This window comes from Afipia massiliensis (genome assembly GCF_001006325.2).
In the GTDB taxonomy this organism is placed as follows: Bacteria; Pseudomonadota; Alphaproteobacteria; order Rhizobiales; family Xanthobacteraceae; genus Afipia; species Afipia massiliensis_A.
Map to the genome: position 1 here is coordinate 543,760 of NZ_LBIA02000001.1, position 13,704 is coordinate 557,463.

At 62.4% G+C, this 13,704-nt stretch carries 13 protein-coding genes; 3 read left to right on the plus strand and 10 right to left on the minus strand.

What is annotated here, in order from left to right; all coding sequences use genetic code 11:
• Positions 1-30: 30 nt before the first annotated feature.
• Complete coding sequence (ppdK, locus tag YH63_RS02450) at positions 31-2,901, minus strand: pyruvate, phosphate dikinase (RefSeq protein WP_246658001.1); 2,871 nt, start codon at positions 2,899-2,901, stop codon at positions 31-33.
• Here ppdK and YH63_RS21780 point away from each other — a divergent pair.
• Complete coding sequence (locus YH63_RS21780; RefSeq protein WP_246658150.1) at positions 2,798-3,070, plus strand: hypothetical protein; 273 nt, start codon at positions 2,798-2,800, stop codon at positions 3,068-3,070. The two genes, ppdK and YH63_RS21780, sit on opposite strands and share 104 nt — an antisense overlap.
• Before the next feature lie 9 nt (positions 3,071-3,079).
• Here YH63_RS21780 and YH63_RS02455 read toward each other — a convergent pair whose 3' ends face one another.
• Entirely contained in the window at positions 3,080-3,223 is a 144-nt protein-coding gene (locus YH63_RS02455) for a DUF3096 domain-containing protein (RefSeq protein WP_083992656.1), read from the minus strand.
• Between the two features lie 313 nt (positions 3,224-3,536).
• On the opposite strand from YH63_RS02455, the gene YH63_RS02460 reads away from it, so the two are divergent.
• A complete protein-coding gene (locus YH63_RS02460) occupies positions 3,537-3,899 on the plus strand; it encodes a DUF1236 domain-containing protein (protein WP_046828977.1) in 363 nt (120 codons plus the stop codon).
• A gap of 204 nt (positions 3,900-4,103) precedes the next feature.
• Here YH63_RS02460 and YH63_RS02465 read toward each other — a convergent pair whose 3' ends face one another.
• From YH63_RS02465 to YH63_RS02495, 7 genes are all read right to left on the minus strand, one after another.
• Positions 4,104-5,210 (minus strand): hypothetical protein, encoded by a 1,107-nt coding sequence (locus YH63_RS02465; RefSeq protein ID WP_046828976.1) that lies wholly within the window; start codon positions 5,208-5,210, stop codon positions 4,104-4,106.
• Between the two features lie 230 nt (positions 5,211-5,440).
• Positions 5,441-7,513, minus strand: coding sequence for a glycine--tRNA ligase subunit beta (gene glyS, locus YH63_RS02470; RefSeq protein WP_046828975.1), 2,073 nt, complete (start codon positions 7,511-7,513; stop codon positions 5,441-5,443).
• Between the two features lies 1 nt (position 7,514).
• The gene (locus YH63_RS02475) at positions 7,515-8,462 is read right to left on the minus strand and encodes a glycine--tRNA ligase subunit alpha (protein ID WP_046828974.1); all 948 of its coding nucleotides are present in this window, start codon (positions 8,460-8,462) and stop codon (positions 7,515-7,517) included.
• A gap of 373 nt (positions 8,463-8,835) precedes the next feature.
• Complete coding sequence (locus tag YH63_RS02480) at positions 8,836-9,021, minus strand: hypothetical protein (RefSeq protein ID WP_046828973.1); 186 nt, start codon at positions 9,019-9,021, stop codon at positions 8,836-8,838.
• A gap of 15 nt (positions 9,022-9,036) precedes the next feature.
• Positions 9,037-9,924, minus strand: coding sequence for a S49 family peptidase (locus YH63_RS02485; RefSeq protein ID WP_046828972.1), 888 nt, complete (start codon positions 9,922-9,924; stop codon positions 9,037-9,039).
• Between the two features lie 364 nt (positions 9,925-10,288).
• Complete coding sequence (locus YH63_RS02490) at positions 10,289-11,080, minus strand: tRNA1(Val) (adenine(37)-N6)-methyltransferase (RefSeq protein ID WP_137325094.1); 792 nt, start codon at positions 11,078-11,080, stop codon at positions 10,289-10,291.
• Positions 11,073-11,300 (minus strand): DUF2007 domain-containing protein, encoded by a 228-nt coding sequence (locus YH63_RS02495; protein WP_046829812.1) that lies wholly within the window; start codon positions 11,298-11,300, stop codon positions 11,073-11,075. Before YH63_RS02495 ends, YH63_RS02490 begins: the two co-directional genes overlap by 8 nt.
• A gap of 264 nt (positions 11,301-11,564) precedes the next feature.
• Here YH63_RS02495 and YH63_RS02500 point away from each other — a divergent pair, with 264 nt between their 5' ends.
• Entirely contained in the window at positions 11,565-12,575 is a 1,011-nt protein-coding gene (locus YH63_RS02500) for a polyprenyl synthetase family protein (RefSeq protein ID WP_046828970.1), read from the plus strand.
• A 151-nt stretch (positions 12,576-12,726) separates the two neighbouring features.
• Here YH63_RS02500 and YH63_RS02505 read toward each other — a convergent pair whose 3' ends face one another.
• Positions 12,727-13,611: a 4-(cytidine 5'-diphospho)-2-C-methyl-D-erythritol kinase gene (locus YH63_RS02505; RefSeq protein ID WP_046828969.1), complete on the minus strand. Its 885-nt coding sequence runs from the start codon at positions 13,609-13,611 to the stop codon at positions 12,727-12,729.
• Between the last annotated feature and the right edge of the window lie 93 nt (positions 13,612-13,704).

Sequence of the window (13,704 nt, forward strand, 5' to 3'; positions counted from 1 at the left end):
GCGACACACCATACGATGCGGTGCGATGAATTACGCCTGGCTGGCGACAGCCTTGCCGAGTGCTGCCTGTGCCGCCGCCAGACGCGCGATCGGCACGCGATACGGCGAACACGACACGTAGTCGAGACCGATCTCGTGGCAGAACGCGACCGACGCGGGATCGCCGCCGTGCTCGCCGCAAATGCCCATCTTGAGGCCAGGACGCGCCTTGCGGCCGCGCTGCACCCCGATCTTCACCAGTTCGCCGACGCCGTCGCGATCGACCGAAATGAACGGATCGATCTCGAGAATGCCGCGGGCAATATAGGTGCCGAGGAAACTCGCGGCGTCGTCACGGCTGATGCCGTAGGTGGTCTGCGTGAGATCGTTGGTGCCGAACGAGAAGAACTCGGCGGTCTTCGCGATCTCGCCCGCGAGCAGACATGCGCGCGGCAGTTCGATCATGGTGCCTGTCTGATAGTTGAGCTTGACGCCGGTGTCCTTCATCACCGACTGCGCGGTCGCATCGATGCGCGCCTTGGTGATATCGAACTCGGCACGGGTCGCGATCAGCGGCACCATCACCTCAAGGCCCACCGGCTTGCCGGTGCGCTTGCCGGCCTCGACCGCGGCCTCGAAGATCGCACGCGCCTGCATCTCGGCGATTTCCGGATAGGCGATCGCCAGACGGCAACCGCGGAAGCCGAGCATCGGATTGAACTCGGCGAGTTCACGTGCGCGGTCCGCGATCCTGCGCGGATCGGTGTTCATTGCACGGGCGACTTCCTCGATCTCGCTCTGCGAATGCGGCAGGAATTCATGCAACGGCGGATCGAGCAGACGGATGGTGACCGGCAGCCCCTTCATGATCTCGAACAGATCGACGAAATCGGCGCGCTGCATCGGCAGAAGCTTGGCCAGCGCCGCGCGGCGCGCGCCTTCGTCTTCGGCGAGAATCATCTCGCGCACCGTGCGGATGCGCGTTTCCTCGAAGAACATGTGCTCGGTACGGCACAGGCCGATGCCTTCGGTGCCGAACTTCAGCGCAGTGCGCGCATCCGACGGCGTATCCGCATTGGTGCGGACCTTCAGCTTGCGGACCTGATCGGCCCAGCCCATCAGCGTGGTGAAGTCGCCGGACAGTTCCGGCTCGATCATCGGCATGCGGCCGGCCAGCACCTGACCCAGCGAGCCGTCGATGGTGATGACATCGCCGGCCTTGAAGCTGCGGTTGCCGATGGTCATCAGCCCGCGGCCGTAATCGACGCGCACGGTGCCGCAACCGGACACGCAGGGCTTGCCCATGCCGCGCGCGACCACCGCCGCATGGGAGGTCATGCCGCCGCGCGTGGTAAGAATGCCTTCCGCGGCGTGCATGCCGTGGATGTCTTCCGGCGATGTCTCGACGCGCACCAGAATGACCTTGCGGCCATCGGCCTGCAGCTTGGCGGCTTCATCGGACGAGAACACGATTTCACCGGCGGCCGCACCCGGCGATGCCGGCAGACCAGTGGCGATGACATCGCGCTTGGCGACCGGATCGATGGTCGGATGCAGCAACTGATCGAGCGAGGCCGGATCGATCCGCATGATCGCATCCTTCCTGGTGATCAGGCCTTCGTTGGCGAAATCGACCGCAATACGCAGCGCCGCCTTCGCGGTGCGCTTGCCGTTGCGAGTCTGCAGCATCCACAACTTGCCCTGCTCCACCGTGAATTCCATGTCCTGCATGTCACGGTAGTGCTTTTCGAGCAGCGTATAGATCCGCGTCAGTTCCTTGAACGCGTCCGGCATCGCGACTTCCATCGATGCCTTGTCGGAACCGGATTCCTTGCGCGCGTATTCGGTGATGTCCTGCGGCGTGCGGATGCCCGCGACCACGTCCTCGCCCTGCGCGTTGATCAGGAATTCGCCGTAGAGACGCTTTTCGCCGGTGGACGGATTGCGCGTGAACGCAACGCCGGTCGCCGAGGTGTCGCCCATGTTGCCGAACACCATCGACTGGATGTTGACGGCGGTGCCCCATGACTCAGGGATATCGTGCAGGCGGCGATAGGTCACCGCGCGTGCATTCATCCACGACGAGAACACGGCGCCGACCGCGCCCCACAACTGCGCGTGCGGGTCCTGCGGGAAGTCCTTGCCGGTTTCGCGCGCCACAGCGTCCTTGTACCTGCCGACCAGATCGACCCAGTCGTCCGCGGTCAGTTCAGTGTCGAGCGAATAGCCCTTGCTGTCCTTGTAGGTGTCGAGGATGTCCTCGAAATGATGATGTTCGAAGCCGAGCACGACGTCCGAATACATCGTGATGAAGCGGCGATAGCTGTCATAGGCGAAGCGGCGGTCGCCAGAGAGGTGTGCCAGCGCCTCAACGGTCGTGTCGTTCATGCCGAGGTTGAGCACGGTGTCCATCATGCCCGGCATCGAAGCGCGTCCGCCGGAGCGAACCGAAACCAGCAGCGGGTTCTTCGCATCACCGAAGGTCTTGCCGGCGATCTTGCCGACGGTGACGAGCGCCTTCTCGACCTGCGCCTTCAGATCCTTCGGATAGGTTTTGTCGTTGGCGTAGAAATACGTGCAGACCGAAGTTGGAATCGTGAAACCGGGCGGCACCGGCAAACCGAGATTGGCCATCTCGGCGAGGTTCGCGCCCTTGCCGCCGAGCAAATCGCGCATGCCGGCCTTGCCCTCGGCGCGACCGTCACCGAACGTGTAGACCCACTTGCCAGCCTGAGCTGTTTGCTTCGCCGCTGGCTTCGCAATCTTCTTGGCCGCTGGCGCGGATGTCTTCACGGCTGCTTTCGCAGCGGCTTTGCCTGTGGGTTTCGCCGAGACCGGCTTCGCTTTTGCGGCCGGCTTCGATTTTGAAACTGATTTCGGGGAGGACTTCGCGGCGGATTTCTTCGATGAGGCTTTGGCCATGGCTTCCAGACGCTGCATGAGTGAAACGGCAGCGGCGTTACACCACGGTTGCCCGCTGACGTGCAAGCGACTCCCGGCCGATATCCGCGTTGTTTATCACGGACGGTTACAGATTGTTACAGAATCGCGCAAATCGCGATGTTTTGTTACCAAGCGTGTAACAATCTGAAATATTCCGTTACTTAATGATCCCCAACCCGATGATGCCGATCAGGATCAGATAGATCGCCACGATGAAATTCAGCAGCCGCGGCATGACGAGAATCAGTACACCGGCAATGAGTGCGACGATCGGCTGAATGTTGGCGACGCTGATGGACATCTGATGTCTCCCGGACATTGAAGGGATGAAACGGCACGCGAATCGGGACAAAAGTTATCTTCCCGCCGCGTGCCGCAACAGCCAACGGCCTCGATAAGCGGTGAGTTCCATTGCGGATGAAAACTTGTGCAGCCACCGCACTGCCGTCACTTTCATGAAAATGCCCCGGTGAAATCACATTCCGTCAGGAACGATGCTCCGCGCTCGCCATTGTCACCGCTGTTGATCGGCCTTCACCGATTTTCCGAGCGTGATCGACATGAGCGAAGCCGCTCGGCGCGCGATCAGGCTCCTTTTGATCAAGGAGAAACCCATGCGTAATCCCCTTCTCGCAGCAGCGCTGCTGGCCACTGCCACAGCAATGCCGCTCGCGGCACATGCCCAGCAGCGCATCATTGTCGAGGAAGGCGTGACGACCGGTCTCGTCGGCCCCGGCGTCGGCATCATCGCAGAAGACGAGCGCCCGCGGTTCCGCCAGTACATCGTTCAGGAGCGCGTCCCCTCATATGCGATCGAGTCGCCTGTGCGCGTCGGCACCATCCTGCCGGAAAGCGGCGTGACCTATTATGACGTGCCGCAGCAGTATGGCGCGACCAGCTATCGCTACACGGTGGTCAACGACCGGCCGATCCTGGTCGAACCGCGCACTCGCCGCGTGATGCAGGTGATCGACTAGCACGCTGGGAAATCAAACTCCGCTCATTCCCGCGAACGCGGGAATCCAGACCTTCAACAAAAGACTGGGTCCCCGCTTTCGCGGGGACGAGCGGGAATAGCAATAACGGTCTCGTTTGGGCCGATGGTCGTCCCCTCCATGGTGGCCCAAACGAAATTGCCCCGCACGGTTTCCCGTGCGGGGCTTCTTTTTTGAAACTTGCTGTTACGATCCCTGCAGCATCGACAGAATGTTGCTGGTCGATCTGTAATTCTGGACCACATTGTCGCGGAACGACGGAGACCATCCCGACGCCAGACGTTCCTCATCGCTCATCGCGGAATAGCTCTGAAGAATTCCGAGGCTGAGCTGTGTAGGATCGCCGCTCTGCTGGCTTTGCTTGAGAGAGCTAAGAATGTTGGCGCGTGTGCGCGAATCCAGTTCCTTCTTGGCCGCGTAGATTTCCTGGTTGGAGAACTGCTGATCCTGATTGAGCGTGATCGCCGACAGCGAGCGGTTGTCGATCGACGAAAAATCCACAAGCTGTCCGAATTTCCGCGCCGGATCGTAGACCAGTTCCGTGCCCTTCTCAGTGGCGAGGCTGGCCTGCGCATCAAGCGCGGCGCGGACATTGGTCGCAACCGTGCTGAATGTCTTGGTCGTGCCGACCGGCGCGCCGTCCGGATACAGCGCGAGATAGCTGGCGACCGGATCGCCTGAAATGCCGGATGGTGCAGTGTCAGGCTTCTGCTTCGCGGCCTCATAGCCCTTCAGTACGGCGGCGCGCTGCGCCGACCATGCTGCGGTCCCCTTCTCCTCAACGCTCGCGCCGTCGAGATACTCCAGCGCCGCCTTGTAGACGACGGTGTAATTCTTCGTCATCGACGTGGCCGCGGCGGCAGGCGCGAGCGCGGCGTTGAAGCGAGCGGTCAGTTCGCCGGACGCGACGCTTTGTTCGTCGGGCGTGAACTTTCCGCCGCTGTTGGTCGCGATGGCGAATAGCGAGCGGCGATCCAGCGCCGACAGATCGACGGTGGTTTTTCCGTCGGCGCCTAGCGGGCCGGTCACCTTCGCCGCGACATAGAGCTTGTCGAGCGCCGCGCGCGTGTCATTCGTGACCGTCGCGAAATCCGGCGTCTTCGCCTCGGCCGCCATGCGCGCCTTCGCAGCATCCGACAGCGTGAGATTGGTCGCTGCGTTGGGATCGGACGAACTGGCCGTCTCGGTCGTGTTGATCGCGTCCAGCAGCGACGGCTGCGTCGCCGCCGCCGTGCGCGCATAGGCAGAACCGAGTTGGGCGTAAGGATTGGTGCCGGTATTGATCGACGTCATGGGTCGTCCGCCGTCATGCCTTGTTAACGAAGGTTACCGGAACCTTTCAGAACATGGTTAACGAGGGGTAAACGCACGCCGCTACCGCAGTTGAAAGATCACCCCACCCGACTGGCCTTCGGCCAGCCACCCTCCCCATCAAGGGGAGGGATAAACTTGCGGGACGTAAGCGGCTCTTTCTTCTCCCTCCCCCTTGTGGGGAGGGTCGGACCGAAGGTCCGGGGTGGGGGTCAATCCTGAATCTTGGAGAAGTCCGCCACCGCGCGCGTGGCTTCGCGGATTTCGTTGAGCAGCTTCAGACGATTTTCGCGCACGGACTTGTCGTCGTCGTTGACCTTCACCTTGTCGAAGAAAGCATCGACAGCGGGCCTCAGCTTGGCCATCGCCGTCATCGCTGAGCCGAAGTCTTCCTTGGCCACCGCAGCGCTTGCCTCAAGCTTAGTCTGCGCGATGGCGCCGGCGAGGGTCTTCTCTTCATCGAGTTTGTAGAGCGTCGCATCGGGTGCGCCGTCGAACTTGCGCTTGTCCTTCTTCTCTTCGATGGAGAGGATGTTCGACGCGCGCTTGGTGCCCGCGAGCAGGTTCTTGCCGTCGTCGCTGTCGAGAAATTTGCCCAGCGCCTCGACGCGGCGCACGACCATCAAGAGATCGTCCTGACCTCCGAGCGCGAACACCGCGTCAACGAGATCATGCCGTGCGCCCTGATCGCGGAGCTGAACTTTGAGGCGATCAGCAAAGAAGGCGAGGAGATCCTTGCCGTCATGCGGCTTATCCGCCTTGGCGAAAGCGGCAAGCAACGGCAAACGAATTCCATTGTCACCCACAAGACGGATGACTCCCAGCGCCGCGCGGCGCAATGCAAACGGGTCTTTGCTTCCGGTCGGCTTTTCATCGATGGCCCAGAAGCCGGTCAGAATGTCGAGTTTGTCGGCGAGTGCGACGGCAACTGAAACCGCATCAGTCGGTACACGATCGGCAGGCCCCTGCGGCTTGTAGTGATCCTCAATGGCTGTCGCGACGGACGCGTCTTCGCCCTGCGCAAGCGCGTAATACTTGCCCATCAGCCCCTGCACTTCGGGGAATTCGCCGACGACTTCGGTGAGCAGGTCGGCTTTCGCGAGTTGCGCAGCACGTTTGGTCTTCGCAGCATCGGCACCGACCAGCGGCGCGAGTTCAGCGGCGAGCCGCTCGATGCGAGCAATGCGCTCGGCCTGCGTACCGATCTTTTCGTGGAACACGATCTGCGCGAACTTCGGCAGCCGGTCTTCCAGCTTCGTCTTGAGATCGGTCTCGTAGAAGAACTTCGCATCCGACAAGCGCGCGCGGATGACGCGCTCGTTACCCGCAACAATCGCCTTGCCGCCATCGCTGGCTTCGACATTCGCGGTGAGGATGAATTTGTTGGCGAGCTTGCCGGTCTTCGGATCGCGAACGACAAAGCATTTTTGGTTGTTGCGGATGGTGGCGCGGATCACTTCACCGGGGATCGACAGGAATTCTTGGTCGAACGATCCCATCAGCACCACCGGCCATTCGACCAGTCCGGCGACCTCGTCGAGCAGCACGTGATCCTCGACCAGTTCAAAGCCCTGTGCGAACGCCAGTTCCTTGGCGTCTTCAAGGATGATGTTCTTGCGCCGCTCGGGATCGAGCACGACCTTGGCGGCTTCCAGCTTCGACACATAGTCGTCGAAACGGCGCACCTCGATGGCGGCGGGCGCCATGAAGCGGTGACCATGCGTGGTCTGTCCGGCTTCGATACCGGCGACATCGAATTTCACGATTTCCGGCTCTTCGGTCTCGGGACCGAAGGTCGCGATGATCGAATGCAGCGGCCGCACCCAGGTCAGTGCGCCGTTTTTCGCGGAGCGCTCGCCCCAGCGCATCTGCTTCGGCCACGGGAAGGTGCGGATGATCAGCGGGATGATTTCCGCGATCACGTCGATGGCGGGACGACCCGGCTTCTCGATCAGCGCGATATAGAAATCGCCTTTCGGGTCGCGCTGGATCTTCGCTTCATCGAGCGACTTGAGGCCGGTGGCTTTCAGGAAGCCCTGCACGGCGGCATCGGGCGCGCCCATCTTCGGGCCCTTGCGCTCCTGCTTGAGGTCCGGCTGACGCGCGGGAATGCCGTGCACGGTGAGCGCGAGACGGCGCGGCGTCACGAATGCCTTGGCGCCTTCATAGACGAGGCCCTCGGCGACCAGCTTGTCGGTGACCATCTTGCGCAGGTCATCCGCCGCCTTCGCCTGCATGCGCGCGGGAATTTCTTCGGAGAACAGTTCGAGAAGAAGATCAGGCATCTTACGCCACCTTGCCCGCTTCAGTGTGCATCCATGCTTCGCCGCAGGCCTTGGCAAGTTCGCGCACGCGCAGGATGTAGCTCTGACGCTCGGTGACCGAGATCACGCCGCGCGCGTCGAGCAGGTTGAACACGTGGCTCGCCTTGATGCACTGGTCGTAAGCCGGCAGCGCCATCAGATGCGCCTCGCGCTTGCCGGGCTCTTTTTTGTTTTCTTGCCACCCGGCATCGAGATATTTCTTGCAGGCGCTCTCGGCCATCTTGAACTGCTCGAAGAGCATCGCGGTGTCGGAGTGTTCGAAATTGTGCCGCGAGTACTCCTGCTCGGCCTGCAGGAACACGTCGCCATAGGTGACCTTCTCGTCACCATCGCGGCCGTTGAAGTTGAGATCGTAAACGTTGTCGACGCCCTGCACATACATCGCGAGGCGCTCGAGCCCGTAGGTGAGTTCGCCTGCGACCGGCGCGCATTCGACGCCAGCGACCTGCTGGAAATACGTGAACTGCGAGACTTCCATGCCGTCGCACCAGCACTCCCAGCCGAGACCCCACGCGCCAAGCGTCGGGCTCTCCCAGTCGTCCTCGACAAAACGGATGTCATGCAGCGCCGCATCGACGCCAATCGCCTTCAATGACTTCAGGTAGAGATCCTGAATGTCCGGCGGCGACGGCTTCAGGATCACCTGAAACTGATAGTAGTGCTGCAGGCGGTTCGGGTTCTCGCCGTAACGGCCATCCTTCGGGCGGCGCGACGGCTGCACGTAAGCCGCGTTCCAGCGCTTCGGGCCGAGCGCGCGCAGCGTGGTCGCCGGATGGAACGTGCCCGCGCCGACTTCCATGTCGTAGGGCTGCAGGATGACGCAGCCATGGTCGGCCCAATAGCGCTGCAGCGTCAGGATCAGGCCCTGAAACGAGCGCTCGGGTCGCATGTGCGGAGGTAGGGAATCCATCGGAAATCTTTGACAATCTGGAAGGGGTGATTTGCGCGCGGACCGTATCGGCGCAGGCTAACGGAATCAAGGCGATAGCCCCGTTCCCACGGCAATTCCTGCCGGAATCGGCCGGATTTTAGCGATCGCCCGAACGCCGGTTTAACCGCAGCGACAGGTGAGCGCCCGAGGCCGGGTCGGAGCTTTCCCTTTGTTAGCAACTGCCAGCTAGCAAAGCCGGGTTGCAACCAACGGCCGGATTTAACCGGCGGTGCATTCTCGACAGGGACGACAATGATTGTTTTTCAGGTTTTGGCCGCGGCGGCCATCATGGCCTCGCTGTGCATCATGATGATCAACGACGTGCGCAGGCACGGCTAATTTTCAAGACCAACTAACTCGGCCGATAAGTTCCCGTATCAGGATCGCGGCGCAGTTTCGGCATACTCTCCTTCTCCGCGGGCTTGGCCTTGCGCGCCTCCTCAAGCTCGCGGTTGATGCGCCTGCTTTCGCGCACCGCGAGGCGCAGCAGCGCGGCCCCGCCGAGAATTCCGGCAGCGACCAGGATCAGCGGCGGCATGACCAGTCTCCCATCCTACAATCCGTAACGCGCCCAGATCGCGCGCTCTTCCAGCGCCGAAATCAGGTCTTCCGAAAATCCCGGGAAACCCGGCAATGCCGCTCCCGCGCCGGGCTTGCGGCCCGCGAGCCCTGACAGAAGCCCGGTCGGCGGTGCAATGACCGGCATCTGCACCTTGTCGCCGTAGCGTGAGCGCAGCACAGTGCGCAGATCGCCAATCGCATCAGCGAGGCCGAGCTTCACCGCGCGCTCGCCGGCCCAGTATTCGCCGGTGAACAGATAATCGTCCTCGCCCTTCAGCCGCGCGCCGCGGCTGTCCTTCACCAGTGCGATGAAAGTGTCGTGGATCTCGCGCTGGATCTGCTTCAGGCGTGCGACGTCTTCCGGATTTTCCGGAAGAAACGGATCGAGCTGCGACTTGTGATCGCCCGATGTGTAAAGCCTGCGTTCGATGCCAACCTTCTTGATCAGTTCCGTGAAGCCAAAGGTTCCGCCGACAACGCCGATGGAGCCGACGATGGAAGACGGATCGCAGAAAATCTCGTCGCCCGCGCAGGCAATCATGTAGCCGCCGGATGCCGCAACGTCCTCGACGAATACCAGCACGCGCTTGTTCTTCTCGGCGGCGAGCTGGCGAATGCGCTGATAGATCTGCCGTGACTGCACCGGCGAGCCGCCCGGCGAATTGATCACCAGCGCGACGGCCTTGGCGCCCTTGATGGAAAAGGCCCGTTCCAGCGTCCGCGACACGCCAGTCAGCGACATTCCCGGCCGCAGCGGCGTCACCGCTCCGATCACCCCGGACAGGCGCACCACCGGCACCACCGCGTCGCCGCGCCATCGCGCCGGCAGCCAACGCTTCAACCTCTCGCCAATGTGACCGTTGGCGTCATTCTCAGCCATGGAATGTCCTTCATCTTCACGGTTTATTATTCGGTAACTGGCATCAGGAGCCCAGAGCACATTCGACAATCGTTAAGCACGTCCATTGTACCTGAATTCCGTCTAAACATCTGATCGGACGGGATTTCTTACAAAACTCTCCGGTTCTTCCCCGGAGCGCGACAAGAAACTGGAACGCACTTTGCTTTGCAACAACGACGCAAGCTGCAACGGCGCAGCCTCAAAGGTGCAGAAATGAAGATTTACCTCCTGATCTTGCTGATTGGCGCTCTCCTGACGACGATCCACTTCACCAAGACCCCTGAAACCGGTCAAAAATCGGTACCGCAGTAAGCAGACCGCCCGTCTGCCGAGCAGCCGGCATTCAACGGCTTCCTGGCTCCCGCGCCAGCAACAGAACGGCCTTTCCGCCGAGGACCGCCGCAGCCTCCGCTCCGCCCCCGCCTTCCGGGTCCTGCAGAACAAGTCCGGGATGCAGCGCCATCGGCGCGCGCCCGCCCTTGACGGCACTGACGATGACGCGGATCGCCGCCCCCTGCGGATTGGGATGAACCGGCAGAATCCCGATGCTGCCGAAGCCGCGCTCCAGCGCCGCCAGCACCTGCGCCAGCCCGTCCGCGCGCCAGATCAGCGTCAGCACCCCGCCGGATTTCAGCACCCGCCGCGCCGCATGGGTCCATGTCTCCAGCGTATCCGCTGCAGCCACATGCGCGGATTGCCGCGCCGGGTCCGGTGACGCGCGATGCCGCTCCGCATCGTTGAACGGCGGATTCATCAGCACGATATCGGCGCTGTCGGGTCCTAATTCAGAAGCGGCGAAAACATCCGCGCTCGCGGTGACGTCGAGCACCGTCACCTTCGCCTCGATGCCGTTCGCCTCGGCATTGGCGCGCGCCAGCGCTGCAAGCCCATCGTCGATTTCGACGAGCACCAGATCGAGCCCCGTCACGCGGCGCGCAACGGCCAATCCCGCCGTGCCCACGCCCGCGCCGAATTCCACCACGCGATGCCCTGCCCGCGCCGGCGTCGCCGCAGCCAGCAGGATCGCATCGTGGCCCGCACGGTGGCCGCGCCTCGGCTGGCGCAGCAGCAACTGCCCGCCGAGAAACATGTCCTCGGTCACATCCGCAAATTCAGCCTGGGCGGGGTCAGTCATTGTCCCGCAATTCATGGGCCAGACCCGCATCGGTGAGCAGGCGGCGGGCGGCCAGATTGTCGTCCTCGTGAACCAGAATGCGCCGGGGAAGCACGCCCAGCGATCCATCCATAATGCTCATGTTACTGTCGAGCACGAGGTGGTGGATATTGGCGCCGTCCAGCAGCGCCCCCACCGCGGACATCAGCACCACATCGTTGGTCCGCACGAGTTCACGCAAGGCCGCTGTCTCCCGCGGTTGGAACGGCCCCTGGTGATCCGGTTCTGACATTCGTACGTATCCTTCGCAGGCACTTTTACGAATGTTAGAACCAAAGGATCACCAGAACCGTAGTTTGCCAGTGTCCTTTGTATCCGACGTTTGCTCGGAAAGCGCGGCAAAGTGAGGCAAACTCGGCTACGGACACTGGCGGGGCCGTTCGTTGCTCTTGCCGCATCGCACGGCAGTTTCTATGGTGCCCTCAAATTCATCCGGAGACCGGACGTGGCGGTTATTGTACCCTTTGAGAGCCACTCGACGCCATCGATAGATCGGCTGGTTGAGCTTGTCGCGCCCGACATGGAACGCGTCAACAGCACGATTTTGTCGCGAACCGGCTCCGAAGTCACGATGATCCCGGAGGTCGCCAACCACCTGATTTCGTCGGGCGGCAAGCGCCTGCGGCCGATGCTGACGCTCGCCATGGCGAACCTCACCGGCTATGCCGGCGACGGCCATATCAAGCTCGCGGCAGCCGTCGAATTCATGCACACCGCGACACTGCTGCATGATGATGTGGTGGACGAAAGCGAACTGCGGCGCGGCAAGCTTTCCGCGCGGATGCTGTGGGGCAATGAGGCCAGCGTGCTGGTCGGCGACTTCCTGCTCGGCCAGGCCTTCCGCATGATGGTGGAAGTCGGATCGCTGCGCGCGCTCGATATTCTCTCATCCGCCGCCGCCACCATCGCCGAAGGCGAGGTGATGCAGCTCGCGGCGGCGAAGAACACCGCCACCACCGAGGACGAGTATCTCGCCGTGATCCGCGGCAAGACGGCTGAGCTGTTCGCGGCGGCCTGCGAGGTCGGCCCGGTGATCGCCAATCGCCCGAAGGCGGAGCAGACCGCGTGCCGCTCGGTCGGGATGAATCTCGGCATCGCGTTCCAGCTTGTCGATGATGTGCTGGATTACGGCGGCAAGGCCGCCAAGCTCGGCAAGAATGTCGGCGACGATTTCCGCGAGGGCAAGATCACGCTGCCGGTGGTGCTGGCTTTCCGGCGCGGCAACGATGTCGAGCGCGCGTTCTGGATCCGCACCCTGGAAAAGGGCGAGATCGGTGATGGCGATCTCGATCAGGCCATCGGTCTCATGACCAAGCACCGCGCTCTGGAAGACACCATGAGCCGCGCGCAGCACTACGGCGCGATGGCGGTCGATGCGCTGGCGCTGTTCCCGCCGTCACCGATGAAGACCGCGCTCGAACAGGTCGTCGCGTTCTGTCTGGCGCGATCGCACTGAGCCACCGTCAAAGCAAAACAACCGATTCAATGTATCTGCCTTCATGCCCGGCCTTGTGCCGGGCATCTACGTCTTCTTGCGTATGGCGAAACAAAGACGTGGATGGCCGGGACATGCCCGGCCATGACGATTGTCAATTTATGCGGAATAGCTAGCTCAGCACACCGGCGTGAACCCACCAGCCCGGATGGGCTTGCGAAATCGCTTTCGCGGCCTGTCCGGCATCGCCGATGGTCTCATAAATCGCAAAACACGTTGCGCCGGAGCCTGACATCCGCGCGAGTTGCACGCCGTCCGTCGCGCGCAGCGCGGACAGCACCTCATCGATGACAGGTTCGACCTTGAGCGCGGGCCGCTCCAGATCGTTGGTGCCGGAGCCGATGGCCTCGATCCATGCGTCGAACGACGCGCCATCCGCCGGCCAGCCCCGCGACAGCACGATGTCGCCGGTGCCTGCGAGAAGCTCGCCCTTGCCGAGACCCAGTGCTGCGAACACATCCTTGGTGGCGACGCCGACACGCGGATTGACCATCACGCACGGCATCGAAGGAACATCGAGCATCGACAAATTCTCGCCGACACCGGTCATGGTGCAGGCGCGTGACGCGAGACACACCGGAATATCCGCACCGGTTTCGCGCGCGACATCGACAATGCGCGGATCGTCGATCGCAATGTTGTTTGCACGCGCCAGCAGCCGCAAGGCCGCGGCCGCATCCGCCGATCCGCCACCGATGCCGGCGGCAACCGGAAGATGCTTGTCCAGCGTGAATTGCCCGAACGTGAGACCCGGAATGCGTTCGCCGAGCAGCCTTGCTGCGCGGATCACGAGATTATCCGACATCTCGCCGCAGTCCGCCGCGCCCGGTCCTCCGGTCACAAGGCCAAGCTCAGCCCCCGGCGCAAACGTCAGCGTGTCCGCGCAATCGGCGAACACCACCAGGCTCTCGATGTCATGATAGCCGTCCGGGCGGCGGCCAAGGACGCGCAAGGTGAGGTTGACCTTGGCGCGCGCGGTTTCAGTCAGCAGTGTCATCGGGCGCAATCTTTCGTTCGTCGTGCCCGGGCTTGTCCCGGGCATCCACGCCTTTTCCAGTCCATAAGACGTAGATGGCCGGGACAAGCCCGG

Bases quoted from the DNA above. Each gene is read 5' to 3' on its own strand.
- glyS (WP_046828975.1), bottom strand. From the start codon at position 7,513: ATGCCTGATCTTCTTCTCGAACTGTTCTCCGAAGAAATTCCCGCGCGC.
- YH63_RS02465 (WP_046828976.1), bottom strand. From the start codon at position 5,210: ATGACGTCGATCAATACCGGCACCAATCCTTACGCCCAACTCGGTTCT.
- YH63_RS02455 (WP_083992656.1), bottom strand. From the start codon at position 3,223: ATGTCCATCAGCGTCGCCAACATTCAGCCGATCGTCGCACTCATTGCC.
- YH63_RS02505 (WP_046828969.1), bottom strand. From the start codon at position 13,611: ATGACACTGCTGACTGAAACCGCGCGCGCCAAGGTCAACCTCACCTTG.
- YH63_RS02485 (WP_046828972.1), bottom strand. From the start codon at position 9,924: ATGGCTGAGAATGACGCCAACGGTCACATTGGCGAGAGGTTGAAGCGT.
- YH63_RS02475 (WP_046828974.1), bottom strand. From the start codon at position 8,462: ATGGATTCCCTACCTCCGCACATGCGACCCGAGCGCTCGTTTCAGGGC.
- ppdK (WP_246658001.1), bottom strand. From the start codon at position 2,901: ATGGCCAAAGCCTCATCGAAGAAATCCGCCGCGAAGTCCTCCCCGAAA.
- YH63_RS02460 (WP_046828977.1), top strand. From the start codon at position 3,537: ATGCGTAATCCCCTTCTCGCAGCAGCGCTGCTGGCCACTGCCACAGCA.
- YH63_RS02490 (WP_137325094.1), bottom strand. From the start codon at position 11,080: ATGACTGACCCCGCCCAGGCTGAATTTGCGGATGTGACCGAGGACATG.
- YH63_RS02480 (WP_046828973.1), bottom strand. From the start codon at position 9,021: ATGCCGCCGCTGATCCTGGTCGCTGCCGGAATTCTCGGCGGGGCCGCG.